The organism is Serratia sp. KG1D (assembly GCF_037150675.1).
Classification (GTDB): domain Bacteria; phylum Pseudomonadota; class Gammaproteobacteria; order Enterobacterales; family Enterobacteriaceae; genus Serratia; species Serratia nematodiphila.
Map to the genome: position 1 here is coordinate 91,626 of NZ_JBAGIH010000001.1, position 23,923 is coordinate 115,548.

The window sequence follows — 23,923 nt, forward strand, 5'->3', positions numbered from 1 at the left end:
CAATTACCCTAGCGCGTTTACATGAACCAATAAATAAATGGCGGGTAAACTTGCCTATGAATTTGTTACCAATTGCGGCAGCGGGATCAGCATCACCAGCTTCAGACCGGCGTGCTCTGCCGGGTGGAAGGTCAGTTGGCGATAGCGCAGTGCGCCTTGCCGAGAATGCTCGAACGCGCGTTCGCCGCCTTCGCGCGCCATGACGTCATGTTGCTTCCACCAGTGATTAAAGTCTGCGCTGTTGTGCGTCATGTTGCGCACGAAGGCGCGCATCTCTTCGGTATTTTGATGATGGCTGGTCTCGGCGCGAAACTCGGCCACCACGCGGCGCGCGCGCTCTTCCCAATCGCTGACCAGCGTTTTCGCCAACGGGTGGAAGAACATGAAGTGCAGCAGGTTGGGGCTGTTGGCCACATCCAGCCAGCCGCTGAACAGCGCCGCCGCCTGCGGGTTCCAGGCGACGACATTCCAGGTCACGTCCAGCAGGTAGCAGGGCACCGTCATCTGGTGCACGCTTTGCAGCACCGCGTCGTTGGCGGTTTCGCGGTGTGTTTCCTGCTCGGGGTCGGCGATGCGCGCCAGGGTAAACAGGTAATGGCGTTCGGCCGGGCCGAGCCGCAGCGCCTTGGCGATGCGTGCCAGCGTATAGGGGGAAATGGATACCTCGCGGCCCTGTTCGATCCAGGTATACCAGGTGGCGCTGATGCCGCTGATTTGCGCCAGCTCTTCGCGCCGCAGGCCGCTGGTGCGACGGCGCGAGGAGCTGGGCAGGCCGAGCATTTCCGGCGTGATGCGTTCGCGGTGCGCCCGCAGGAACGCGCCGAGGGCCTTTGGCCCGGATAAGGCTTCTGATGACATAGCGTGGTACCTATTTATACCAGGATAACTGCTCATATTGTACCCGTATAGTAGCCTGATTATAGTAGCCGAAAGCCTTCAGGCACAGGCGCAAGCCGGATAATAACGGGAGCAAACATGAGCATCAGCAACAGCCATAAAAACGCGGTAGACCGGCAGTTCGGCGAGCAGGCCAACGCCTACTTAACCAGCGCGGTACACGCGCAGGGCAAGGATTTGCAACGCCTTGCACAGTTACTGGAACCGCACGCCGGCGCGCGCCTGCTCGATCTGGGCTGCGGCGCCGGGCATGCCAGCTTCACGGCGGCTGCCAGGGTAGCGCAGGTGGTGGCCTACGATCTGTCGGCGCAAATGTTGGCGGTGGTGAAGCAGGCGGCGGCGGAAAAAGGCCTGAATAACATTCAGCAGCAGCAGGGCGTGGCGGAGTCTTTACCGTTTGAAGATGCCAGCTTCGATCTGGTCATCAGCCGCTATTCGGCGCACCACTGGCACGACGTCGGCCAGGCGCTGCGCGAGGTCAGGCGGGTACTCAAACCGGGCGGCAGCGCGATCTTTATGGACGTGGTCTCGCCGGGGCATCCGCTGCTGGATATCTACCTGCAAACCGTGGAAGTGCTGCGCGACACCTCGCACGTGCGCAACTATGCGCCGGGCGAGTGGCTGACGTTACTGACCGAGGCCGGGCTGATGGTACGCGAAGTGACGGCGGATCGATTGATGCTGGAGTTCGGCAGTTGGGTGGCGCGTATGCGCACGCCGGCGCATTTCGTCACCGCAATCCGCGCGCTGCAGCAAAGCGTGTCGGAAGAGGTGGCGGCGCATTTCGCCATTCAGCCGGACGGCTCCTTTACCAGCGACATCATGATGTTTGAAGTGACGAAGGGCTGAAAGCAACGGGGCAGCCGATGAAGGCTGCCCCGTGAAACGCGATTGACTGCGATACGCTTATTTTTTGTCTTCCAGCAGGCAGCGGTAGATCAGGCCGCCGATAATGCCGCCGACCAGTGGCACCAGCCAGAAGACCCACAGCTGCTGCAGCGCCCAGGTGCCCTGGAAGATCGCTACGCCGGTGCTGCGCGCCGGGTTGACGGAGGTGTTGGTCACCGGGATGCTGATCAGGTGGATCAGCGTCAGCGTCAGGCCGATCGCCAGCGGGGCAAAGCCTGCCGGCGCGCGCTTGTCGGTCACGCCGTGAATAACGATCAGGAAGAAGGCGGTCAGTACCAGCTCAATCACGATCGCGGCTTGCAGAGAATAACCGCCCGGTGAGTGTTCGCCGTAACCGTTGGAGGCGAAGCCGCCTGCGGTGGCGTCGAAACCGGCTTTGCCGCTGGCGATCAAATACAGCACCGCCGCTGCGGCGATACCGCCGATGACCTGAGCGATAACGTAAGGAATAACGTCTTTCGCCGCGAAACGGCCGCCGGCGAATAAGCCGACGGTGACGGCCGGGTTAAAATGCCCGCCGGAAATATGGCCGACGGCATAGGCCATCGTCACCACGGTCAGACCGAAAGCGAGCGCGACGCCGAGGAAACCAATACCCAGCTGTGGGAATGCCGCTGCCAATACTGCGCTACCACAACCACCAAACACCAACCAAAATGTGCCAAAAAATTCAGCAAAAAGTCGCTTTGACATAGATTCCATCCTGCGGAATAGACTAACGGGCGTTAGCACTAAAAACTATAGAACAGCTTTTTGAGTTCATGCAGATATTCTATAGAATTTTCTTAATGCACCTTGAATAACGGCGGTATTAAATCCCCGGTATTTTATTTTGTCTATGAGAAAAACACCGTTTTTCCCCGTGCCGACGCGCGTTTGCCGATTTTTTTATCTTTGCTATAAGAATTTACCCTAAGCAAAATGGCGGGCTATTTTCGGGCGATTTTTTCCAGCGGTTTTATCCATTCAATACGCTCAGGTTAATTGCTAATTTCTATTTGCCAGCCAACCTTATTGCTTGTTTTACATTTGACGAAGCGCCTGTTGTCATCTAAGTGTCATGCAAAATTAATATCTTCTTCTGCCTGATAACGCTTCATTCAACCTCGGGTAAAAAACATGAGAATAAAATCGCTCTCCCTGCTGTTGGCTTCGCTGTTTCCGGTATTCACCTACGCTGCAGATATTGAGGTGGCGCGTTATGTGGTCGGCTTCCCCGGCGGGGAACGCGTCGCCTATCAGGGGGCGTTTGCCAAGCATTTCCCGCAGGGGTTGCCGGTGGGGATCGGCTCAGGGCTGTCGTTCAATCGCAAGCAGGGCGACGATCTGGTACTGACGACGCTGACCGATCGCGGCCCGAATGCTGATGCCCCTGCGGTGGGCAAGCAAGAAGCCAAGATTTTCGCCAATCCGCAATTCACGCCTCTGTTGATGGACATTCGTATCGGCGGCGGCAAGGCCGTGGCAGAGAATGCGCGGCCCTTGCATGACGAAAAAGGGCCGATTAGCGGGCTGCCGCTGCCGAGCGAACTGATTGGTTCCACGAACGAAGTGGCGTTGAACGACGCGCTGCAACCGCTGTCCGGCGATCGCCGTGGGTTGGATACCGAAGGCGTCATCGGTGACGGCAACGGCGGCTATTGGCTGTGTGACGAGTATGGCCCGTTTCTGATCCATGTCGACGACAAAGGCAAAATTCTCGCCAAATATGGCCCAACGCCGCAGGCCGGCGAGCAGGCGGTGGCGAGCGGTTTGCCGAACATCCTGAAGTGGCGCCAGCCTAACCGCGGTTTTGAGGGGCTGACCCGGATGCCGGATGGGCGCATTCTGGCGGCGGTGCAGAGCACGCTGGATGTCGATGGTAAAAGCAAAAACAAGGCGCAGTTTACCCGGCTGGTGAGCTTCGATCCGCGCAGTGGCAAAACTGCGATGTATGGCTATCCCATCGATATCGACCGCTATAAAAAAGCCAAAGACGCCAAGATTGGCGATATCGTGGCGTTGGACAACCAGCGCATCCTGTTGATTGAACAGGGAACCGATAAAGATAAGACGATGATCAACAAGATCTATCTGGTGGATCTCGCGCAGGCCAGCGATCTGAGTACGTTTGACGGCCAGGGCAAAGCGCTGGAGTTCGACGATGCGCAAGAGCTGGCTAAACGCGGCGTGAAGCTGGCGCAGAAACGGGAAGTGGCGGATCTGCGCCAGTTGGGCTGGCGCCAGGAGAAAGCGGAAGGGCTGGCGCTGATCGACGATCGCACGCTGGCGGTGATCAATGACAACGATTTCGGCTTGCAGGCGAAGCTGGTGGATGCGTCGCCAAAGAGCAAAAAAATCGGTGACTACCAGCTGGAGAAAGGAGGGCGGTTGAGCCTCGACGGCGACAAGACCGATGCCCGTATCGAATTGCGCCCGCTGGAGCAGCCGGAGTCGCTGAGTGAGCTCTGGGTGCTCACCTTGCCGCAACCTTTGAAGTGATCGAGAGGGGGCGACAGCGCCCCCGTCAGACCGTTGAAAAAGGAGGAAAAAACGTGGTTTTCCTCCTTTGTGGCCATCAGCCGAAAATCAATAAATTGATTTTCCTTGTTTTTTTATCCGCTGCTCTCTGCAAACCCGGCAATGGCATGAGGTTTGTCATCAATCTCACAGCGGGGGCGGTGACGCCCCCGTTGGCTTCAGGTCTCCGCGTGCCGCTGCGGCGCTCTGCCGCGCGAGATGCTCTCCCACACCGCCACCACCACCATGATCAGCGTCGTCAGGCCATTGACCATCAGCAGATCGGTTAAATAGGCGGCGGGGGCCAATACCGCCAGCGCCAGCAGCCCAACCAGGTGCGACAGCGGGAAGCGGCGATACACCAACCGTTTATACAGCGCGTTGGCGAACAGGTAAATCGCCGGGCCGAGCAGCAGCACCGCCGCTGTGGCGTGTTGGATGCGGCCGTCAGGATGGGCGATCACCAGTTCGTTGGCCACGGCGCAGACGATGATGGCTCCCACCAGCGCGACGTGCACGTAGTGGAAATAAGCGCCCAGCTGGCCGGGGTTTTCCGCCTGGCTGATGGCGTGGCTGCCGGCTTTGCTGCTGGTGTCGAAGTAAACCCACCACATCGCCAGGCTGCCGAGAAAGGCCACCAGCGAAGCGATGAGCACCGGCAGGCTCCAGCTTTCCATTTCGCTCAGGGTGGCGCCGGTGATCAGAATGGTTTCCCCCAGCGCCACGATCACGAACAGCTGGCAGCGCTCCGCCAGATGGTGGCCTTCGATGGTCCATTCGCTGCTGCTGTCCGAGCGCCCCAGCACCGGCAGACGGAAGCCGAACATCGGCGAGACGTATTCGCACAAGACGGCGATCGCCCACAGCGCCAGGCGAGTATGGCCTTCCGCCAGCCCGCCGGCGATCCAGAAGACGGCGGAGATGCACAGCCAGCCGAGGATGCGGCGAAAGTTTTGTTTCAACGGGTGGCCAGGCGCCAGCAGGCGCAATACCGTGGCGGAGCGGCCGACCTGAATAGCGACATAAAACAGCGCGAAGATCAGGCCGCGCTCGCCAAACGCCTGCGGCAGCGCGGCGGCGGCGAACAGCCCCAGCAGCATGATCGCGAACAGCAGCAGGCGGATCTGGCGGGTATCCGGATTGAACCAGTTGGTGACCCAGGCGGTGTATTGCCAGGCCAGCCAGACGGCGAACCACAGCAGCAGGGTTTCCAGCGCGCCGGTCAGCGTCAGGTGATGCAACAGATAGTGGGAAAGTTGGGTCACGGCGAAAACGTAGATCAGATCGAACAGCAGCTCGGAAAATGAGACCGACGCGCCCTGACCGTCACGCACGCGCAGCAGGTTTTGCGACATAAGCGTTCTTCCTTAAAAGGGTAAGCCACAAAATCAGCGTAGCTCAGCGCGCTCCGGCGGGTAAAAAATCTTAAATAGACGCGGCGCGCATGCTTTATCTCGCACCGTCTTTAATTGTTCATCAAATAGGGGTAAGGTGAGGCCTATAAAGTCATTCCCGCCTGAAAATACACACCCGCTCTCACTTCCTCCTTATTCTCATCACAATGATTGATGTTCTTTACGTTGCATGACGTCCGTTTTCATTGGCTAGCGGATAATTAACATCACTGACCACGAGCTAATAAACAAGAACACCTGGAGTCAATCATGAAACTCATCCCAAGCATCGCAGCCGTATTGATCGCCGCCGCTTCATTTTCCACTTTCGCCGCGCCGCTGTCGTCGGTAAAACAGGTCAACAGCGAGCAGGCCGCCAATCTGCAAAGCCTCGGCGTTGTGTCGGTTTCCGGCGTTAGCGGCTCACCGCATGACGCCATCACCGCCCTGAAAGAAAAAGCTGCGGCGGACGGCGCCAGTCATTATCGCATTATCGGTCTGGACACCCCCGGGGACTCCAGCAACTGGCGCGGCAATGCGGAAATTTATCGCTAAGCGTTAGCTTTTTACCCTCTGGCCGCGGCAACGCGGCCAATAAAATAAACGGTCGCAATAATTATCTGAATAGTCGGTGTATAAACGACTTATTCTCAGGTCATTATTACGGCCGTTTTTCTTTGCGTGCCGTTGATGAGGTTGCATTTTATTACAACTGTGTCTGCCGCTTTCGGAATCATGTTAATGATTACTTAAGAAATTCGGCTCACATTGAGGGCTTAACCCAAGGAGGCCTCAATGTTAAATGCGACCCGGCTGCAACTGATGAATCACTTCGCTTACCTGCAGCAGTTTATGGCTTCACCGCGCACCGTCGGTACGCTGGCACCTTCTTCCCCGTGGCTGTGTCAGGCGATGCTGAACCAGATTGAATGGACCCGGGCGCTGTCGATCGCGGAACTGGGCGCGGCCGACGGGGTGTTGACCAAACGCATTCTGGGGCGGATGCGCGCCGATGCGGCGCTGGAGGCTTTCGAAATCCAACCCCATTTCGTGCATCGGCTGCGCGGGATAGACGATCGGCGGCTGCAGGTGATGGGCCACTCTGCGACCCGGATGGCCACGGATTACGACGTGGTGTTTTCATGCCTGCCGCTGTTGTCGATCCCGGTCAGGATCAGCGTGCGCATTCTTCAGCAGGCCCGGCAGCGGCTGCTGGCGCGCAACGGCACGCTGGTGTTGTTTCAATACAGCCACCTGTCGGAAAAATTGCTGTCGCGCTATTTTCACTGGAAGCGCCTGCGGGTAGTGCGCAACTTCCCGCCGGCGCTGGTGTATGTCTGTACGCCGCGTTAGCTACAGCGTTTTCGCCATCACCACCACCTCTTCGTCATGCTGCCGCCGGCGTTCCACAGGATGCCAGCCCCAGCCGGCGTACAGCGCTTCCGATTTGTCGGTAATGAGATGCAGAACCGAGTGATGGCGTTGCCGCGCCGCCTCGACGATGGCCATTTCAAGACGGTGGGCGATGCCCTTGCGGCGGTGATCGGGATGCACGAAGACGCCGGCCAGCCACGGAGTGAGATCCTGACGCTGGCGATCGTCGCTGGGCCACAGGCTGGCCATGCCGACCGGACGATCGCCGTCGATCATCATCAGCGTCAGGTGATCGTCGCTTGGCCGGCTGCATTGGGCGAAACGCAGCTGGGTGCGCGCCAGCGAACCGCCGCGCTGTGAACCCCATTGTCCGAAAGCCCAGGCGGCGCACACATCGGCAAACTGCGGGCACTCCGACAGCGGAATGATGCGTTGAGTCATGGAGGTCTCCCGGTTTTTTTGCTGTTTCCCCCTCCTATTTAACCGATTTTTCCGCCATTTTTTTAACTTTTTAAAGCCGCTATTTTAGCGGTTTTACGGTGTTTTACCGCGTGCCCGGCACCGTTTCCCGGATTTCTTTTGGCAATCGCGGCGTGGGATTGCAAGTGCTAATGAGAGTGATTATCATGCGCACACTATTTCCCCCGTTTCGGCTCAATCATGCGCAATTCCCTCATTTTACTGCTGCTTTCCCTGTGGTTCGGCATGTTCTCCGCCCAGGCGAAGACGGTGATCGATATCACCGGCCGCCAGGTCGCGGTGCCGGACAACCCGCAGCGCATCGTGGTGGGGGAGAGCCGCATGTTGTATACGCTGGCGCTGCTGGAGCCGGGCAACCCGGCGCAGCGCATCGTCGGCTGGCCGGCGGATCTGGCGCGCTTTGATGCGCAAAGCTGGCAGCTGTATACGCAGAAGTTTCCACAGATAGCCCAGATCCCCGTCATCAGCGGTAATAACTTTCGCCAGGTCAACATCGAAAGCCTGCTGCAGCTGAAGCCGGATCTGGTGATCCTGGCGCGCTACGCGCGTGAAGACGGCGACAACGATCTGCTGGTTTCCGCACTGAGCAAGGCCGGCGTGGCGGTGATCTACGTCGATCTGCGCATCGATCTGCTGAACAACACCGTGCCGAGCGTGCGGCTGCTGGGCGAAGTGCTCAATCGCCAGCAACGCGCCGAGCAGTTCATCGCGTTTTATCAGCAGCATATGACGGTGATCCGGCAACGGCTGGCGGGCTATCAGGGGCCGAAGCCCAAGGTGATGCTGCACCTGCATCTGGGGCGGCGCGACACCTGTTGCACCACCGCCGCGCACGGCAACCTCGGCGATCTGCTGACCTTCGCCGGCGGCGACAACATCGCCAACGCCAGCGTCAAAGGGGTGTATGGCGAGCTGAACCCGGAAACCATTCTGAGCGCCAATCCTGACGTGTACCTCGCCACCGGCATGGCCGGCCCGCAGGGCAAACGGCTGTCCGATCTGCGTCTCGGGCCGCAGGTCAGCCCACAGGAGGCCGCCGACAGCTTCCGCCAACTGATCGCCAAACAGCCGATGCTGGCCAGCCTGCAGGCGGTGAAAAACCACCGCGCCTGGAGCGTCTGGCACAACTTTTACCTCAGCCCGTACCATGTTGTGCTGGTCGAGATGTTCGCCAAAGCGTTTTACCCGGATCTGTTCGCCGACATCAACCCGCAGCAGACCTTCCAACAGTTGTATCAGCAGTTTTTGCCGTTACCTTTTTCAGGGACCTATTGGAGTCAGTTAGATAATGAATAACAACAAGCGCGGCTGGTGGTGCGCATTGCCTTTGGCAGCCTGCGCGACATCGCCGGCGTGGGCGGCGGAAAAAGCCGCGCCGCAAGAAGAGAGCCTGGTGGTGGTCGGCCGCAAAGACGCCGACGGCGTGCAGAGCTATCAGCCGTTGACCAGCGTCACCGGCACCCGCAGCGAAACCAACCTGCTGAACGTGCCGCAGGCGATCGACGTGGTGCCGCAACAGGTGATTACCGATCAGGCGGTCAGCAGCCTGGATGAAGCGCTGTACAACGTCAGCGGCATAACCCAGGCCAACACGCTGGGGGGCACCCAGGACGCGGTAATGAAACGCGGCTTCGGCGACAACCGCGACGGCTCCATTCTGCGCGATGGCGTGCGCTCGGTGCAGGCGCGCAACTTTACGCCGACCACCGAGCGGGTGGAGGTGCTCAAGGGGCCGGCCTCGATGCTGTACGGCATGGGCGAGCCGGGCGGGATGATCAACATGATCACCAAAAAACCCCAGCTGCAGCAGCATACCCACGTGGAAGGCTGGGGCAGCAGTTTCAACGGCGGCGGCGGCCAGCTCGACGTCACCGGGCCGCTCGGCACGTCGGGATTCGCCTATCGGATGATCGTCGATCACGATGAAACCGACTACTGGCGCAACTTTGGCCGCAATCGTCAGACGGTGATCGCGCCCTCGCTGATGTGGTACGGCGAGAACACCACCGTGCGGCTGGCCTACGAGCATATGGAATATCTGGTGCCGTTCGATCGCGGCACCATTATCGATTCGCGCACCGGCAAACCGGTGAATACGCCGCGCGATCGCCGTTTCGACGAGGCTTATAACGCCACCCGCGGCGATCAGGACAGCGTCACTCTGCAGATCGATCAAACGCTCAATGAGCGCTGGAAAAGCTCGCTGACCTACGCCTACAGCCGCAACAGCTACAGCGACAACCAGGCGCGCGCCACGGCGTTGGACCCGGAGAGCGGCGCATTGAGCCGCCAGGCCGACTCGACCGCCCATGCCGTCAGCCACGCCAACGCGGTGCAGCTGACGTTCAATGGTGACGTGGACTGGGGCAGCATCAACCACCAGATGCTGTTCGGCTTTGATTTTGAAGATAACCGTACCTACCGCGGCGACATGATCCGCGGTAAAAAGAACAGCGATTTCAATATTTATCATCCGGTATACGGCCTGATGCCGCCGTCGACCGCGGTCAGCGCCAAAGACAGCGACCAGCGGGAAAATCTCACCAGCTACGGCTGGTTTATGCAGGATTCCATCCAACTGACCGATAAATGGCTGGTGATGGGCGGGCTGCGCTACGACGCTTTCGACGTCTATGCCGGCAAGGGGCGGCCGTTCCAGACCAATACCGACAGCTCGGACGGCAAGCTGGTGCCGCGCGCCGGGGTGGTCTACAAGCTGACGCCTTACGTGTCGCTGTACAGCAGCTATACCGAGTCGTTCAAGCCGAACTCTTCCATCGCCACCCAGATTGATTCGCTGCCGCCGGAGCAGGGCAAGTCGTGGGAAGTCGGCGGCAAGCTGGCGCTGCCGAACGGTGTTACCGGCACGTTGGCGCTGTTCGACATCACCAAGCGCAACGTGATGGTCAGTGAGCTGGTGGCGGGCGAAACCGTGACGCGCACCGCCGGACGCGTGCGTTCGCAGGGCGTGGAGCTGGACGTGGCCGGTAATCTCACCGACTCGCTGAGCCTGATCGGTTCCTATGCGTATACCGACGCACGGGTGGTGGACGATCCGGACAACAAGGGCAAAGAGATGACCAACGTGGCGCGCCACACCGCCTCGCTGTTCCTGACCCAGAACCTGGGCAGCCCGGGTCTCTACAGCTGCGATGAGGTGCGCATTGGCGCCGGTGCGCGCTACGTAGGGCGCCGCCCGGGTGACGCTGCCAACAGTTTCTACCTGGATAACTACACCGTTGCCGATGCGTTCGCCGCTTACACCATGCCGATCAACGGCTATCGGGTGAAATGGCAACTGAACGTGAAGAACCTGTTCGATAAAACCTACTACCCGTCCAGCGGCGGCAATTTGCGCGTGGCGGTGGGGGAACCGCGTGAGGTGGTGCTGCGCGGCAGTGTCGATTTCTAAGCCACGGGCGGTGAAATTTGCTTAAATAACCGCCCCAACGTTAAGGAGAACCCATGAGCCTGCAGATTCGTTTGGCGCAGCAGCGGGATATCGCGCATCTGATGGCGGTTGAACGCTCGGCGGCGCAGTTGTTTCGCCAACAGCCGGAATGGCGCTTTATTGCCGAAGGCGAGGTGATGGCCCCGCAGCAGCATGCCGCGTTTATCGCCGAGCGCCGTGAATGGCTGGCGGAAAGCGACAACGGCGAGTGCGCCGGTTTCATCGCCGTGCTGGCTCAGGGGGAAGATTGGCACATCGCCGAATTGTCGGTCGCCGGCACCTGGCAGCGGCAGGGCGTCGGCCGCCGCTTGATCGGCGCGGTGGCGGAAGAGGCCAAACGGCAGGGTGCCGGCCGCCTGACGCTCACCACCTTCATTGAGGTGCCGTGGAATGCGCCTTACTACCGGCGGCTGGGATTCCGGCCGCTTGAGGGCGCGCAGCTCACGGCCGCCTTGCGGCGGCATCTGGATGAGGATCTGGCGCACGGCTTTGCCGTCGGCAGTCGCTGTGCCATGGAATTTACACTATCGTAAATATTGAAATACAGAGCGGGCAGGGTATGATGCTGCCACCACGCCATCGCACCCGCTCGGCATTTTGGTATGCAATGCACTCAAGTCACCGCATAAGGGACAACCCGTAATGACACAAACCCTGTTCATGATAGGCGCTCGCGGAGCCGGCAAGACCACGGTAGGCCACGCATTGGCGCTGGCGTTGGGCTATCAATTCGTCGATACCGATCTGTTTATGCAGCAGGCGGCGCAGATGAGCGTGGCGGAAATGGTCGAGCGCGAGGGTTGGCTGGGGTTCCGCCGCCGTGAGACCGTCGCGTTGCAAACCGTGACTAAGCCGTCAACTATAGTTGCCACCGGCGGCGGGGCGATCCTGGCGGAAGAGAATCGTCAGTTTATGCGCCAGCATGGCACCGTTATCTACCTGCGCGCGCCGGCCAGCGTGTTGGCGCAGCGGTTGGAAGAGTACCCGGAAGATGCGCAGCGCCCGACGCTCACCGGCAGGCCGATCGCCGAAGAGATGCGCGAGGTGCTGGCCGCGCGGGAAGCGCTGTATCAGGATGCCGCACATTACGTGATGGACGGCGCCGCCGATCCGCAGCGGGTGGTGGAACAAATCCTCGCGGTGCTGCCGCGTGAGACGGTGAAATAACCTTTTCTTCTCTTCGGGCGCTGTGCGCCCGTTTTTCTATTCCGTTTGCCGAGCGGCCGCAAAGTAGGCCCCGGGCGTGACGCCGAAGCGGCGGCGAAAGGCGGCGATGTAGGCGCTGACGTTATCATAGCCGCAGGCGTCGGCCACCTCGCCAACCGCTTCGCCGCGTGATAACCCCTCCAGTGAACGCAATACCCGCGCCTGCTGGCGCCACAGCGCGAAGCTGATGCCGGTTTCCTGCAGAAAACGGCGGCTCAGGGTGCGCGGGCTGAGCCCGGCCCAGATGGCCCAGTCGCGCTGGCTGCGCGGGCTGGCGGGATCGTTCAGCAGCGCCCGGGCGATGTTCAGCAACCGGGCGTCCTGCGGCAGCGGCAATTGCAACGGCGCGCGGCTTGCCGCGTGCATTTCGTCCAGCAGCACCTGCAGCAGCCGCCGTTGCGGCGCACTCAGCGGGCCGGCGGGGAACTGCGCGATGCGCTCCACCAGGGCCTGCAACAACGCAGAGGCCGTGAACAGCTGCGGCAGCGGCGGCATCTCCGGCACGCTTTCCATCGGCAGATACAGGCTCCAGCCCGCCACGTCGCCACAGGCCAGCGCCTGATGGGCGCATCCCGGCGGCAGCCAGCCCAGCGTGCCGCCGGTGATCGCCCATTGCCGGCCCGGGAGTTCCATTGCCAGCATGCCGCGCGTCAAGAGATAGATCTGGCCGCCTTCGTGCCGGTGCCAGGGCGTCAGGTGCTTTTTTTCATGCTGAAGGCGTTGGCTGCGGATCTGCGTCATGTTGGCCGTTTAACGTTATTGAAAGTCTTTATGTGGTTATTATGCCATCGCCTGGCCGGGATAGGATCGCCGTTCACCCTATTTCGGAGAAATGTGATGACTCAACTCACCCCATTGAACCTGGTGCTCGATACGCTGCAGCAGGTGGTCGCCAGCCCGGAGCATCGGCCGACGCAGCTCGCCGCCCGTTTCAGCGCAGGCTACCGCCAGCAGGTGGATGGCAAGGTGCTGAACTTCGAGCAGTTTGAGCAGCATATGGCGCTGCTGAAGCGGCAAACTCGCCGCATGACGCTGAGCGTGATCGCGGCGGCGGAGCAGGGCGAGGCGGTGCTGACTCACCATCTGGTCGAGGTGGAAAAGCGTGACGGTTCCCGCTGCCGCGTGCGGGTGCTGGCGCACTTCACCGTGCGCGAAGGCCGCATTTGCGCCTGCGACGAATTGACCGAGCTGTTGGCGGGCCCCCCTGGCGATCGCGATCTCGGCTCGCGCGTGTCGGAATGAGGACGGCTGCTATACTTGCTACTGTGTGAAACACACGGGAGAACGGCATGCGCGAAAATGATCAACCTGCTTATCCACGGAGCGCCCGCGTCGTAGAGGTGTTTCGGGGGGACCCGAACCTGCATCTGCGCCGTTTTGAGGTGCGCACCGACGACATTGAGCCAAATACGCTGCTCAGTGAACATGAAACCGAGCAGGAAGCGCTCGACGCCAAGCACCGCTATGAAGACGAGGCGCTAGAGCACTGACCTGCAGCCCAGCGGAAACCGGCGCCAGGCCGGTTTCCTGTTTATCCCCCCGCGTTAGCACATATTTCCCAGAACAATATTGATAATGATAATCATTTATGTGATTTTTATCGCCCCTATTGGGTGTTTCACTTCTGGGAAAAGAGATGTCCAATTCCGAGTTGCAGGCGCTGTTTCTGCGCCATATGCGGCCGCTGCAAGCCTATTTGAACGCCAAACTGCGCGACCCTCAGCTGGCCGCGGACTTGGCGCAGGAAAGCTTTACCCGCCTTACCGAGCAATATCCGCAGGGTAACATTCTCGATATCGAAGCCTACCTGTATAAAACCGCCAAAAACCTGATGCTCGACCATCTGCGCCAGCAGCAGCGGCGGCAGACCGAAGCGGTCGAAGACGACATTCTGGCGCAGTATCCCTCCGGTGAACCGGCGCTTGAACAACTGGCGATCGATAGCCAATTGCTGCAGCTGTTGCAGCAGGCGCTGGCGGGCATGCCGCCGCGCACGCAGCAGATTTTCCGCCTTAACCGGCTCGATGGCCTGACCCAGGCGCAGGTGGCGGCGCAGCTGGGCGTGTCGCTCAGCACAGTGGAAAAACACCTGGCCAGCGCGCTCGAGCGGCTGATGGCGCGGATGGAAGAACAATAATGGCAATTTTTTTACGGGTTTATCCGCGCTCAGACGTCTTAACCTATAACCAGAAAAAACAGAGGTCTATGCCATTATGAAACCGCTAACCGCACAGGTGCGACAGCAGGCGGCCGCCTGGGCCGTGAGCCTGGCCGAAGGGGCGCTGCCGGCCGATCGGCGGCGAGCGCTGGACGCCTGGCTGGCCGCCGATCCGCAGCATCCGGCGGCGCTGCGTCAGGCTCGCCTGCTGTGGACGACGCTGGGACAGCTGCCGCCTGAGCAGCGGCAGGCGTTACAACCGCAGGTGGCGACGCTGAAAACGTCATCCCATCGCAGGTGGCCCCGCTGGGCGGTGGCGGCGGCGGTGGCGATCGCCGTTTCCTTCGGCGTTTATCACGGGCCGGATCTATGGATTGGCATGCAGGCGGATTATCAAACCGTTCGCGGCGAGGTGCGCGAAGTTGCGTTGCCGGACGGCAGCCGGGTGGCGCTGGACAGCGGCAGCGCGATCGCACTGGCGTATTCCGCAGGCGAACGCAAGGTGCGGCTGCTTAGCGGCGCCGCCTATTTTGTCGTCGCGCCGTTGGGCGGGCCGGAAAGCCGCCCGTTCAGGGTGGAGGCGGAAAACGGCGTCACCCAGGCACTGGGCACCGAGTTCAGCGTGGCGCGCACCGAGCAGGGCGTCGACGTCAGCGTGCATCAGCACAGCGTGCGGGTAACGCTTGAGCGCGGTGAGCGTTCGCTGGTGGTCGCGCAACGCCAGGCGGCGCATTACCGCAACGGGCAGCTGCAGCTGACGCGGCAAACGGCCGGTGATGACGCCTGGCGGCGCGGCTGGCTGGTGATCGACCGCCAACCGCTGACGCAGGCGCTCGCGCAGCTCAACCGCTATCGCGAAACCCGCATCGTAGCGATCAATCCCGAACTCAGATCGCGTACGGTCAGCGGCGTGTTCGCGCTCAATAAACTCGACGACGGCGTCGGCGCCATTCGTCAGGAACTCTCCGCCCGCCAGCTGAATCTCCCCGGCATCACGCTGCTTTACTGAGCGGTGCAGGCGGGCCGGGATGCCCGTCTCGCCGCTATTTTCACTTTCTGTAAAAAATCTTTACGGGTTTTTGCCTCCCGGAACGTCCTTATGTTTAAACGAGATTGATTTCCATTATCACTTGGTTTGACATTCTTTCGGGTGGAACACACACGCATGCTTATTCACAAGGGAACCACGCCGGCCGGCCGCTTGGCCACGGCGGTACGCGCCGCGCTGGCGGCGATGATGTTGACTCAGCCGGCTGTGGCGCTCGCCGTCCAGGCTGAGGCGAACGGTGCGCAGGCTGCACAGCAAAAGCATTTCAACATTGCGGCGCAGCCGCTGCAGAGCGCCATGTTGCGCTTCGCCGAGCAGGCCGGCATGCAGGTGTTTTTCGACGAGGTGAAGCTCGATGGCATGCAGGCGGCGGCGCTGAACGGCAGCATGAGCGTTGAACAGGGTCTGAGGCGCTTGATCGGCGGCAATCCGGTGGCTTTCCGCCTGCAGCCGCAGGGGCAGATCGTATTGAGCCGGCTGCCGACGGCGAACGGCGATGGCGGCGCGCTGGCGCTGGACAGCCTGACGGTGCTGGGCGCCGGCGGCATCAACGCCAACGATTGGGTTTACGACGAACCGCGCTCGGTCAGCGTCATCAGCCGCGAACAGATGGACAACCGCCCGGCGCGGCACGCGGCCGATATTCTGGAACAGACCACGGGGGCCTATTCCAGCGTCAGTCAGCAAGATCCGGCGCTGTCGGTCAACATCCGCGGCATACAAGACTATGGCCGGGTGAACATGAACATCGACGGCATGCGGCAGAATTTTCAAAAGAGCGGCCATGGCCAGCGTAACGGCACCATGTACATCGATTCTGAACTGCTGTCCGGCGTGACCATCGACAAGGGCACCAGCGGCGGTATGGGCAGCGCCGGCACGCTCGGCGGCATCGCCACCTTCAATACCGTCAGCGCGAGCGATTTCCTGGCGCCGGGCAAAGAGCTGGGCGGCAAGCTGCACGCCAGCACCGGCGATAACGGCACCCACTTCATCGGCAGCGGCATACTGGCATTGGGCAACGAAACCGGCGATATCCTGCTGGCCGCCAGCGAACGCCACCTCGGCGACTATTGGCCCGGCAACAAGGGCGACATCGGCAACATTCGCATCAATAACGACACCGGCAATTACGATCGCTACGCCGAGAGCATCAAGAACAACAAAATCCCCGACACCCATTACCGCATGCACTCGCGGCTGGCCAAGGTGGGCTGGAATCTGCCCGCCAACCAGCGCCTGCAGCTGAGTTATCTGCAGACCCAGACCGCATCGCCGATCGCCGGCACCTTGACTAACCTGGGCACTCGCCCGCCCTACGAACTGGGCTGGAAGCGCACCGGCTACACCGACGTGATGGCGCGCAACGCGGCGTTCGACTACAGCCTGGCGCCGGAAGACGTCGACTGGCTCGATTTTCAGGCCAAGCTGTATTACGTCGATACTCAGGATGACAGCGACACCTACAGCACCAGTTCGCTGCTGGACAACGGCTACGCGACGCGCACCCGCCTGCGTACCTATGGCGCACAGGCGCAAAACACCTCGCGCTTCAGCCTGGCGCCGGGGCATGACTTCCGCGCTAATTACGGGCTGGAGTTCTATTACGACAAAGCGACCAGCGACTCTTCCCGCCAAGGCATGGAAGGGGTGACGCCGGCCGGCAACCGTTCGGTAGCCAGCCTGTTCGCCAACCTGACCTATGACTACGACGGCTGGCTGACGTTGGAAGGTGGGCTGCGTTACGACCGCTATCGCCTGCGTGGCCAGACCGGCCTGAGCTACGCCGACTTCCCGTATACGGCGGAGAATCCCTGCAAACAGCTGCGGCTGCGCAACTGCCTGGCGACGACCACGCAGCAGGAGTGGAACGTCGATCGCGATCAGGGCAAGCTGTCGCCGACGCTGGCGCTGGCTGTGCGTCCCGGCGTGGAGTGGCTGGAGCTGTATACCACCTACGGCAAATCCTGGCGGCCGCCGGCGATCACCGAAACGCTGACCAACGGCAGCGCGCACAGCACCTCTACGCAATATCCCAACCCGTTCCTGCAGGCCGAGCGCTCGCGCGCCTGGGAAGTGGGGTTCAACGTGCAGCAGCCTGACCTGTGGTTTGAGGGCGATCGGTTGGCAGCCAAGGTGGCCTATTTCGACACCAAAGTGGATAACTACATCAACCTGGCGATTAACCGCGACAAGCCGGGGCTGGTGCAGCCGAGCATCGGCAACGCCGCCTACGTCAACAATCTGTCGAAAACCCGTTTCCGCGGGCTGGAGTACCAGCTCAACTATGACGCAGGGGTGTTCTACGCCGACCTGACCTACACCCACATGATCGGTAAAAACGAGTTTTGCTCCAGGAACGCCTGGCTGGGCAATCGCCTGCGTTACGGCGCCAACTCCCGGCCGGGCAATTTCTACGCGGAGCAGGATCCGACGGCGAATGACGCCGTGTCCTGCGACGGCGGCTCGCAGTTCGGCACCGCCGCTTACCTGCCGGGCGATCGCGGCTCGGTGACGCTGGGCGGCCGCGCTTTCGATCGCAAGCTGGACGCCGGGGTGACCGTGCGCTTCGCGCCGGGCTATCAGGACAGCTCGGTGCCGTCCAACTACCCGTATCTGGCCGACTGGCCGAAGTACACCCTGTTCGATCTGTACGCCAGCTACAAACTGACCGACAGCCTGACGCTGCGCGGCTCGGTGGAGAACCTGACCAACCGCGCCTACGTCGTCAGCTACGGCGAGACGCTGGCCAATACCCTGGGGCGCGGCCGCAGCGTGCAGGGCGGGGTGGAGTACCGTTTTTAAGCAGTAAAAGGGCGTTGCTCATCGTTGAGCACAGAGGTCGCCTCGCAAGGGGCGCCGTTCATCAATGGAGATAGAGAAATGGCATTTTCAGTCAACTATGACAGCAGTTTCGGCAGCTACAGCATCCATAACTATCTGAACGAGTGGGCGTCGTCGTTTGGCGATATCAACCACACCAACGGTAATGTCACCGACTCCAACAGCGGCGGTTTCTACGGCGGCAGCCTGTCCGGCAGCCAATATGCCGTGACCAGCACCGCCAACAACATCACCTCGTTCGTGGCGGGCGGCAACCTGACCTACACCCTGTTTAACGCACCGGCGCACACCCTGTACGGTCAACTGGATTCCCTGTCGTTCGGCGACGGCCTGAACGGCGGCGGCTCTACGCCGTACAACATCCAGGTGCCTGACGTCAGCTTCGGCGGCCTGAATCTCAGCAGCCTGCAGGCGCAGGGCCACGATGGCGTGGTGCACCAGGTGGTGTACGGCCTGATGTCCGGCGATACCGGCGCGCTGGAAACCGCGCTGAACGGCATCCTCGACGACTACGGTCTGAGCGTCAACTCCACCTTCGATCAGGTGGCGGCGGCGACGGCGGTGGGCGTGCAACACGCCGACAGCCCGGAATTGCTGGCGGCCTGATCGCGGCCGTTTGCCCGCCGGCGCCGTGTGCCCCGGCGGGCGTTTTCTCGTTTTTAGCCGATGGAAAACGCCATGAAAAACGCCGTCAGGCGCGGAGAAGTGATGAGCGTGCTGGCAGCATACCGGCGCGGATTTTGGGGCATTGCACTGTTTACCGCAGTGATCAACCTGCTGATGCTGGCCCCGGCGCTGTACATGCTGCAGGTCTACGATCGCGTGTTGCCGTCGGGCAACCGCATGACGCTGGCGATGCTGACCCTGATGGTGGTCGGCCTTTATCTGTTTATGGGCCTGCTGGAGTGGGTGCGCAGCCAGGTGGTGATCCGCCTTGGCGCCCAGATGGATATGCGCCTCAATCAGCGAGTCTACGACGCCGCCTTCGAAACCAATTTGAAAACCGGCAACCCGCTGGCGGGGCAGGCATTGAACGATCTGACCAACCTGCGCCAGTTCGCCACCGGCAATGCGCTGTTCGCCTTTTTCGATGCGCCCTGGTTCCCGGTTTATCTGCTGGTGGTTTTTCTGCTCCACCCCTGGCTTGGCGCGTTGGCCAGCGCTGGGGTGATCGTGCTGGTGCTGCTGGCCTGGCTCAACCAGCGGGTGTCGCAGGCGCCGCTGGCGGAGGCCGGCCGCGTCGCGCTGAGCGCCACGCAGCAGGCCAACGGCAACCTGCGCAATGCCGAAGCCATCGCCGCCATGGGCATGTTGACCGACTTGCGCCTGCGCTGGCTGCGGCAGCATCAGCAGTTCCTGCTGCTGCAGAACCGCGCCAGCGAGAAAATCGCCGCGGTCACCGCCTGGTCGAAAACCGTGCGGCTGGCGCTGCAGTCGCTGATGTTGGGCTGCGGCGCGCTGCTGGCGGTCAACGGCGACATTACGCCGGGCATGATGATCGCCGGATCGATCCTGATCGGCAGGGTGCTGGGGCCGATCGATCAGCTGATCGGCGCCTGGAAGCAGTGGTCATCGGCGCGCCAGTCCCTGCAGCGGCTGGAGGTGATGCTGGCCGCTAACCCGCCACGAATACCGAGTCTGCCGCTGCCGGCGCCCGGCGGTAAATTGGCCGTGAATCAGTTGACCGCCAGTGCGCCAGGCGGCACGGCGCCTGTGTTGCACGGCGTCAGTTTTCGCCTGGAGGCCGGCGAGGTGCTGGGCGTGATTGGCGCGTCCGGCTCCGGCAAAACCCTGCTGATGCGCCAACTGGTTGGCGCGCTGACGCCGCTCAGCGGCGACGTGCGGCTGGACGGTGCAGACATTCAGCAGTGGGACAAGCAACAACTCGGGCCGCATATCGGCTACTTGCCGCAGGATATCCAGCTGTTCGCCGGCACCCTGACGGATAACATCGCCCGCTTTGGGCAGGTCGACGCCGAGAAGGTGGTGGTGGCGGCGGCGCTGGCCGGCGTGCATCAGCTGATCCTGCATTTACCGAAAGGCTATGAGACCGAGCTGGGTGAAGGCGGCAGCGGCCTGTCCGGCGGCCAACGTCAGCGGGTGGCGCTGGCGCGCGCGCTGTATGGATCTCCGGCGCTGGTGGTGCTGGACGAACCGAACGCCAACCTCGATCGCGAAGGGGAAGGGGCGCTGCAGCGGGCGATCGAAGCGCTGAAGGCGCGCGGCACCACCATCGTGTTGGTGACCCATAAACCGGCGATCCTGGCGACCACCGACAAATTGCTGGTGCTGAGCGCCGGCCAGATACAGCACTTCGGCCCCAGCGACGCCATCCTGAAAAAACTGCCTGGTTTTGCGCCCGCCGCCGCACCGGCCAATGCCGGGCGCAGCAACGGCGGCTTCAATGTCAATTACGCCAACTTCGCCAAAACGGCCAGCGGTGAACGAAAAGTATGAGCAATCAGAGTGTGATCCCCGGCGATATCGACGCCCTTTCCCGGCAGTTCGACGAAGGCCGTTATCTGCGGCTGGGAGGCTGGCTGGTGCTGTTGGGGTTTGGCGGTTTCCTGCTGTGGGGGCTGTTGGCGCCGCTGGACAAAGGCGTGCCGGTTTCCGGCAGCGTGGTGGTGGCCGGCAACCGCAAGGCGGTGCAGCACCCGAGCGGCGGCGTGGTGTCGCAGATTCAGGTGCATGAGGGCGACCGGGTCCGCGCCGGGCAGGTGCTGTTGTTGATGGATACCGTCGACAGCCGCACCCAGCGCGATGCGCTGCGCAGCCAGCAGTTGAGCAACGCCGCGCAGCAGGCGCGGCTGCAAGCCGAGCGCGACGGTCTGCAAGCGATCGCTTTCCCGCCATCGCTGCAAGCGCGGCGAGAAGAGCCGGAGGTGATGTCACTGATGCTGCTGCAGCAACAGCTGTTCACCAGCCGCCGTGCGGCGCTGCAGAGCGAGCTGGCGGCGATCGCGGAAAGCATCGCCGGATCGCAGGCGATGTTGGAAGGGGTTCGGCAGTCTTACGCCAGCAAACAGCGGCAAAAGGCCATGCTGCAGGAGCAGCTGGGCGGCATGCGCAAGCTGGCGGCGCAAGGGTATGTGGCGCGCAATCGGCTGCTGGATCTGGAGGGGCAGCATGCGCAGATCGACGGCCAGGCATCCGAGGACAGCGGCAATATCGGCCGTCTGGGGCGCCAGATCCTGGAGCTGAAACTGCGGGCGATCCAGCGGCGGGAGGAGTATCAGAAAGAGGTCAGCAGCCAGCTGGCCGAGGTGCGGATGAAGCTGGACGAGCTGGATAACCGCCTGGCCAAGGCGGAGGCCGATCTGGGGCATACGCAGGTGAAAGCGCCGGTGGCGGGCACCGTGGTGGGGTTGAGCGTGTTCACCGAAGGCGGCGTGATCGGCGCCGGTCAGCAACTGATGGAGATCGTGCCCAGCGATCGCGGGCTGCAGGTGGAGGCGCGTATTCCGGTCGAACTGATCGACAAGGTGCAGGTGGGACTGCCGGTCGAACTGTTGTTCTCGGCGTTCAACCAAAGCACCACGCCGCGCGTCGAGGGTGAAGTGACGCTGGTCGGAGCCGATCGCCTGACCGACGAGAAAAGCGGCGCGCCTTATTACAGCGTGCGCGCCAAGGTCAGCGAAGAAGGATTGCAACGCTTGAGCGGGTTGGAGATCCGCCCGGGGATGCCGGTCGAAGGCTTCATCCGCACCGGTGAGCGTTCGATGATGAACTATCTGTTCAAACCGCTGACCGATCGCCTCCATTTGGCGCTGACGGAAGAGTGAGCATGTCGGTTTCGCCGCTGCCTTTCGCCGCGCCCGGCACCGCCATGCCCTGGCGCCGTTGTCTGGTGTTGGTGCTGGCGCTGCATCTGCTGGTTGCCGCGCTGCTTTGGCCCTGGAGAGACAAGGCCGAGCCGCCGTGGGTGCCGCCGCCGGCGGTGATGGTGCTGATGGCCGCCGCGCCGCAGGCCCCGGCCGAGGCGAAACACCCGCCGGGACAAAGGACGCCGCCGCCTCAGGTTGAACCGCCGGCGCCGCCGGAGCCGTTGCCGCTAGTGAAAGCGCCTGACGCCGCGCAGCCGAACATCGCCGTGCCGCTGAAACAGAAAAAACCACCTAAGCCGGTGAAGAAAAACAACCTGCCCCGCACGCCGCCGCACGAGAGAATCATCGCGCCGCCGAAGGTTCAGGAACAAAGCGTCGGCGCGCCGCCGCCGGGCCGCGCGGATAAAACGGCCGCGCCGCAAACCCGCCTGACGCCCTATGCTCAGGCGGGGGAGGACAACTGGCGCAGCCGCATCAGCGGCCGCCTGAATCGCTTTAAGCGTTACCCCAAAGACGCACTGCGGCTGAAGCGCCAGGGCGTCGGGCAGGTGCGTTTCACGTTGGACAGACAGGGCCACGTGCTGGCGGTGACGCTGGTCAGCAGCGCCGGGCTACCGTCGCTGGATCGTGAAATCCAGGCGCTGGTCAAACGCGCTTCGCCGCTGCCCACGCCGCCGTCGGACGCCTACGTCAACGGCACGGTGGAATTGACGCTGCCGATCGATTTCAGTTTGCGCGGCGCGGGTTTTTGAGTCGCGACGAGATATCCCCCGAACAAAACCATTTTTCAGCAGCTTGTCCTGCTATTCATTATTTTCAAAGCGTATCGTTATTTTAATCAACGTGACGAAGTTGGCGTTCTGCGCGATATTTTAATTTAAAAAGCACGAATGCCTTTTATTTTTCTGCTGATAAAAAATAAACAGCTTGACGCTGTGGAGTTCGGGTTTTAGTTTTTAATTATAAAACAGGAACTGAGTTCCATATAGTGGAACAAGGCGGATCATGACAACGCTGGAAAATGCCGCTGCGGTATTAAAACTCTTTTCTCAACAACGCGTGATGCATGGCCAGCCGGGTATAGCATTCAGCGACGTGGTGGATCAATTGGCGCTGCCGAAAAGCACGGTGTCGCGCCTGCTGCAGACCATGGAAAATCAGGGCATGCTGGAGCGCGATCCCGATAGCCGGCGTTACCGCATCGGCGCGCTGTTGCTGGCGGTATCCAGCCACTATCTGTCGATGCCGCTGGTGGACAGCCTGGCGGCCAGTATGGCGCAGCTGTGCCGCCAGACGGCGTGTACCGGCTACCTTTCGGTATTGGAGGGGCAGGAGATCATGGTGATGCGCATGTTTCCCGGCCGCCACTTTTTGCAGGTGGTCACTCCGGCGGGTTACCGTTCACCGGCGGCGGAAACCTCGGTCGGCCGGGCGATACTGGCGCGTGAAAGCGACGAGCAGGTTCGAGCGCGTTATGCCGGCGGTTACCGGGCGGCTTCGCCCAATGCGCCGCAAACGCTGGATGCGCTGTTGCAGAAGTTGCAGCAGGTGAGGCACCAGGGATGGTCGTTGGCACGCAATGAAACTTTGAACAGCATCAGTTCGCTGGCGACCGCGCTGGTGAACAAGCACGGCAGCGAGACGGTGGGGCTGTGTCTGTCCTTCCCTTCGCAGGGTGAGGAACAGCCGTTCGTACCGGAAGTTCTGGCCGAATTAACCGCAGTCACCTGCCAACTGGCGGAAAAATATGGCGATGATTATTGGCAGCAGATCAAATAACGCGTCAGAGCTGTAGCATTCCATCATAATTAACGAGTGCCGACACCAGGGAACTCA

The 23,923-nt window shown here is 61.4% G+C and carries 23 protein-coding genes; 18 read left to right on the forward strand and 5 right to left on the reverse strand.

Annotated elements, in window-relative coordinates; translation table 11 throughout:
• Nucleotides 1–54: 54 nt before the first annotated feature.
• Nucleotides 55–858, reverse strand: a complete 804-nt coding sequence (locus tag WFM45_RS00510) for a helix-turn-helix transcriptional regulator (protein ID WP_085336573.1) — start codon at nt 856–858, stop codon at nt 55–57.
• Between the two features lie 117 nt (nt 859–975).
• Here WFM45_RS00510 and WFM45_RS00515 point away from each other — a divergent pair, with 117 nt between their 5' ends.
• Nucleotides 976–1,746, forward strand: coding sequence for a class I SAM-dependent methyltransferase (locus WFM45_RS00515; RefSeq protein ID WP_015376801.1), 771 nt, complete (start codon nt 976–978; stop codon nt 1,744–1,746).
• 57 nt (nt 1,747–1,803) lie between these two features.
• On the opposite strand, the gene aqpZ is transcribed toward WFM45_RS00515, so the two are convergent.
• Entirely contained in the window at nt 1,804–2,499 is a 696-nt protein-coding gene (gene aqpZ / locus WFM45_RS00520) for an aquaporin Z (RefSeq protein WP_004940529.1), read from the reverse strand.
• Between the two features lie 426 nt (nt 2,500–2,925).
• On the opposite strand from aqpZ, the gene WFM45_RS00525 reads away from it, so the two are divergent.
• Entirely contained in the window at nt 2,926–4,287 is a 1,362-nt protein-coding gene (locus tag WFM45_RS00525) for an esterase-like activity of phytase family protein (protein ID WP_085336572.1), read from the forward strand.
• Between the two features lie 197 nt (nt 4,288–4,484).
• On the opposite strand, the gene WFM45_RS00530 is transcribed toward WFM45_RS00525, so the two are convergent.
• Nucleotides 4,485–5,660 (reverse strand): low temperature requirement protein A, encoded by a 1,176-nt coding sequence (locus tag WFM45_RS00530; protein ID WP_033634036.1) that lies wholly within the window; start codon nt 5,658–5,660, stop codon nt 4,485–4,487.
• A gap of 309 nt (nt 5,661–5,969) precedes the next feature.
• Here WFM45_RS00530 and WFM45_RS00535 point away from each other — a divergent pair, with 309 nt between their 5' ends.
• Both WFM45_RS00535 and WFM45_RS00540 read left to right on the forward strand, forming a co-directional pair.
• A complete protein-coding gene (locus WFM45_RS00535) occupies nt 5,970–6,254 on the forward strand; it encodes a YdgH/BhsA/McbA-like domain containing protein (RefSeq protein WP_033634035.1) in 285 nt (94 codons plus the stop codon).
• A gap of 240 nt (nt 6,255–6,494) precedes the next feature.
• Nucleotides 6,495–7,052: a class I SAM-dependent methyltransferase gene (locus WFM45_RS00540; protein ID WP_004940516.1), complete on the forward strand. Its 558-nt coding sequence runs from the start codon at nt 6,495–6,497 to the stop codon at nt 7,050–7,052.
• On the opposite strand, the gene WFM45_RS00545 is transcribed toward WFM45_RS00540, so the two are convergent.
• Nucleotides 7,053–7,514, reverse strand: a complete 462-nt coding sequence (locus tag WFM45_RS00545; RefSeq protein WP_033634034.1) for a GNAT family N-acetyltransferase — start codon at nt 7,512–7,514, stop codon at nt 7,053–7,055.
• Between the two features lie 219 nt (nt 7,515–7,733).
• On the opposite strand from WFM45_RS00545, the gene WFM45_RS00550 reads away from it, so the two are divergent.
• The 4 genes from WFM45_RS00550 to aroL all read left to right on the forward strand — a co-directional run bounded on the left by WFM45_RS00550 (nt 7,734) and on the right by aroL (nt 12,171).
• Nucleotides 7,734–8,849 carry an ABC transporter substrate-binding protein gene (locus WFM45_RS00550; RefSeq protein WP_250602424.1) on the forward strand — a complete coding sequence of 372 codons (1,116 nt, stop codon included), beginning with the start codon at nt 7,734–7,736 and terminating at the stop codon, nt 8,847–8,849.
• The gene (locus WFM45_RS00555; protein WP_085336571.1) at nt 8,842–10,965 is read left to right on the forward strand and encodes a TonB-dependent siderophore receptor; all 2,124 of its coding nucleotides are present in this window, start codon (nt 8,842–8,844) and stop codon (nt 10,963–10,965) included. The genes WFM45_RS00550 and WFM45_RS00555 overlap by 8 nt, the downstream gene beginning before the upstream one ends.
• A gap of 53 nt (nt 10,966–11,018) precedes the next feature.
• Complete coding sequence (locus tag WFM45_RS00560; RefSeq protein ID WP_004940503.1) at nt 11,019–11,537, forward strand: GNAT family N-acetyltransferase; 519 nt, start codon at nt 11,019–11,021, stop codon at nt 11,535–11,537.
• Between the two features lie 109 nt (nt 11,538–11,646).
• On the forward strand, nt 11,647–12,171 hold the full coding sequence (aroL, locus tag WFM45_RS00565; RefSeq protein ID WP_033634031.1) for a shikimate kinase AroL: 525 nt from the start codon (nt 11,647–11,649) through the stop codon (nt 12,169–12,171).
• Nucleotides 12,172–12,207: 36 nt separating this feature from the next.
• Here the strand turns inward: aroL and WFM45_RS00570 are convergent, their stop codons facing one another.
• Nucleotides 12,208–12,951 (reverse strand): helix-turn-helix domain-containing protein, encoded by a 744-nt coding sequence (locus WFM45_RS00570; protein ID WP_021504702.1) that lies wholly within the window; start codon nt 12,949–12,951, stop codon nt 12,208–12,210.
• Nucleotides 12,952–13,047: 96 nt separating this feature from the next.
• Here WFM45_RS00570 and WFM45_RS00575 point away from each other — a divergent pair, with 96 nt between their 5' ends.
• From WFM45_RS00575 to WFM45_RS00620, 10 genes are all read left to right on the forward strand, one after another.
• Entirely contained in the window at nt 13,048–13,452 is a 405-nt protein-coding gene (locus WFM45_RS00575; protein WP_033634029.1) for a nuclear transport factor 2 family protein, read from the forward strand.
• Between the two features lie 47 nt (nt 13,453–13,499).
• Entirely contained in the window at nt 13,500–13,700 is a 201-nt protein-coding gene (locus tag WFM45_RS00580; RefSeq protein WP_015376810.1) for a YaiA family protein, read from the forward strand.
• Nucleotides 13,701–13,846: 146 nt separating this feature from the next.
• Nucleotides 13,847–14,347 (forward strand): RNA polymerase sigma factor, encoded by a 501-nt coding sequence (locus WFM45_RS00585; protein WP_033637263.1) that lies wholly within the window; start codon nt 13,847–13,849, stop codon nt 14,345–14,347.
• 76 nt (nt 14,348–14,423) lie between these two features.
• The gene (locus WFM45_RS00590) at nt 14,424–15,377 is read left to right on the forward strand and encodes a FecR family protein (RefSeq protein WP_242141905.1); all 954 of its coding nucleotides are present in this window, start codon (nt 14,424–14,426) and stop codon (nt 15,375–15,377) included.
• Nucleotides 15,378–15,533: 156 nt separating this feature from the next.
• Nucleotides 15,534–18,221 (forward strand): TonB-dependent receptor, encoded by a 2,688-nt coding sequence (locus WFM45_RS00595; protein WP_033634028.1) that lies wholly within the window; start codon nt 15,534–15,536, stop codon nt 18,219–18,221.
• 78 nt (nt 18,222–18,299) lie between these two features.
• A complete protein-coding gene (locus WFM45_RS00600) occupies nt 18,300–18,866 on the forward strand; it encodes a heme acquisition protein HasA (RefSeq protein WP_004940479.1) in 567 nt (188 codons plus the stop codon).
• A 72-nt stretch (nt 18,867–18,938) separates the two neighbouring features.
• Nucleotides 18,939–20,717, forward strand: a complete 1,779-nt coding sequence (locus tag WFM45_RS00605; protein WP_336954084.1) for a type I secretion system permease/ATPase — start codon at nt 18,939–18,941, stop codon at nt 20,715–20,717.
• Complete coding sequence (locus WFM45_RS00610) at nt 20,714–22,045, forward strand: HlyD family type I secretion periplasmic adaptor subunit (protein ID WP_049188684.1); 1,332 nt, start codon at nt 20,714–20,716, stop codon at nt 22,043–22,045. The genes WFM45_RS00605 and WFM45_RS00610 overlap by 4 nt, the downstream gene beginning before the upstream one ends.
• A gap of 2 nt (nt 22,046–22,047) precedes the next feature.
• The gene (locus WFM45_RS00615) at nt 22,048–22,839 is read left to right on the forward strand and encodes an energy transducer TonB (protein ID WP_048322320.1); all 792 of its coding nucleotides are present in this window, start codon (nt 22,048–22,050) and stop codon (nt 22,837–22,839) included.
• A gap of 253 nt (nt 22,840–23,092) precedes the next feature.
• Nucleotides 23,093–23,866 (forward strand): IclR family transcriptional regulator, encoded by a 774-nt coding sequence (locus WFM45_RS00620; protein ID WP_015376816.1) that lies wholly within the window; start codon nt 23,093–23,095, stop codon nt 23,864–23,866.
• Nucleotides 23,867–23,923: the final 57 nt, after the last annotated feature.

Excerpts from the sequence above, each read along its gene's own strand:
- WFM45_RS00585 (WP_033637263.1), top strand. The coding sequence starts at position 13,847 with ATGTCCAATTCCGAGTTGCAGGCGCTGTTTCTGCGCCATATGCGGCCG.
- WFM45_RS00580 (WP_015376810.1), top strand. The coding sequence starts at position 13,500 with ATGCGCGAAAATGATCAACCTGCTTATCCACGGAGCGCCCGCGTCGTA.
- WFM45_RS00540 (WP_004940516.1), top strand. The coding sequence starts at position 6,495 with ATGTTAAATGCGACCCGGCTGCAACTGATGAATCACTTCGCTTACCTG.
- WFM45_RS00600 (WP_004940479.1), top strand. The coding sequence starts at position 18,300 with ATGGCATTTTCAGTCAACTATGACAGCAGTTTCGGCAGCTACAGCATC.
- WFM45_RS00605 (WP_336954084.1), top strand. The coding sequence starts at position 18,939 with ATGAAAAACGCCGTCAGGCGCGGAGAAGTGATGAGCGTGCTGGCAGCA.
- WFM45_RS00530 (WP_033634036.1), bottom strand. The coding sequence starts at position 5,660 with ATGTCGCAAAACCTGCTGCGCGTGCGTGACGGTCAGGGCGCGTCGGTC.
- WFM45_RS00535 (WP_033634035.1), top strand. The coding sequence starts at position 5,970 with ATGAAACTCATCCCAAGCATCGCAGCCGTATTGATCGCCGCCGCTTCA.
- WFM45_RS00615 (WP_048322320.1), top strand. The coding sequence starts at position 22,048 with ATGTCGGTTTCGCCGCTGCCTTTCGCCGCGCCCGGCACCGCCATGCCC.
- WFM45_RS00575 (WP_033634029.1), top strand. The coding sequence starts at position 13,048 with ATGACTCAACTCACCCCATTGAACCTGGTGCTCGATACGCTGCAGCAG.
- WFM45_RS00550 (WP_250602424.1), top strand. The coding sequence starts at position 7,734 with ATGCGCAATTCCCTCATTTTACTGCTGCTTTCCCTGTGGTTCGGCATG.
- WFM45_RS00560 (WP_004940503.1), top strand. The coding sequence starts at position 11,019 with ATGAGCCTGCAGATTCGTTTGGCGCAGCAGCGGGATATCGCGCATCTG.
- WFM45_RS00620 (WP_015376816.1), top strand. The coding sequence starts at position 23,093 with ATGACAACGCTGGAAAATGCCGCTGCGGTATTAAAACTCTTTTCTCAA.
- WFM45_RS00545 (WP_033634034.1), bottom strand. The coding sequence starts at position 7,514 with ATGACTCAACGCATCATTCCGCTGTCGGAGTGCCCGCAGTTTGCCGAT.
- WFM45_RS00525 (WP_085336572.1), top strand. The coding sequence starts at position 2,926 with ATGAGAATAAAATCGCTCTCCCTGCTGTTGGCTTCGCTGTTTCCGGTA.
- WFM45_RS00555 (WP_085336571.1), top strand. The coding sequence starts at position 8,842 with ATGAATAACAACAAGCGCGGCTGGTGGTGCGCATTGCCTTTGGCAGCC.
- WFM45_RS00590 (WP_242141905.1), top strand. The coding sequence starts at position 14,424 with ATGAAACCGCTAACCGCACAGGTGCGACAGCAGGCGGCCGCCTGGGCC.
- WFM45_RS00515 (WP_015376801.1), top strand. The coding sequence starts at position 976 with ATGAGCATCAGCAACAGCCATAAAAACGCGGTAGACCGGCAGTTCGGC.
- aqpZ (WP_004940529.1), bottom strand. The coding sequence starts at position 2,499 with ATGTCAAAGCGACTTTTTGCTGAATTTTTTGGCACATTTTGGTTGGTG.
- aroL (WP_033634031.1), top strand. The coding sequence starts at position 11,647 with ATGACACAAACCCTGTTCATGATAGGCGCTCGCGGAGCCGGCAAGACC.
- WFM45_RS00510 (WP_085336573.1), bottom strand. The coding sequence starts at position 858 with ATGTCATCAGAAGCCTTATCCGGGCCAAAGGCCCTCGGCGCGTTCCTG.
- WFM45_RS00595 (WP_033634028.1), top strand. The coding sequence starts at position 15,534 with ATGCTTATTCACAAGGGAACCACGCCGGCCGGCCGCTTGGCCACGGCG.
- WFM45_RS00610 (WP_049188684.1), top strand. The coding sequence starts at position 20,714 with ATGAGCAATCAGAGTGTGATCCCCGGCGATATCGACGCCCTTTCCCGG.
- WFM45_RS00570 (WP_021504702.1), bottom strand. The coding sequence starts at position 12,951 with ATGACGCAGATCCGCAGCCAACGCCTTCAGCATGAAAAAAAGCACCTG.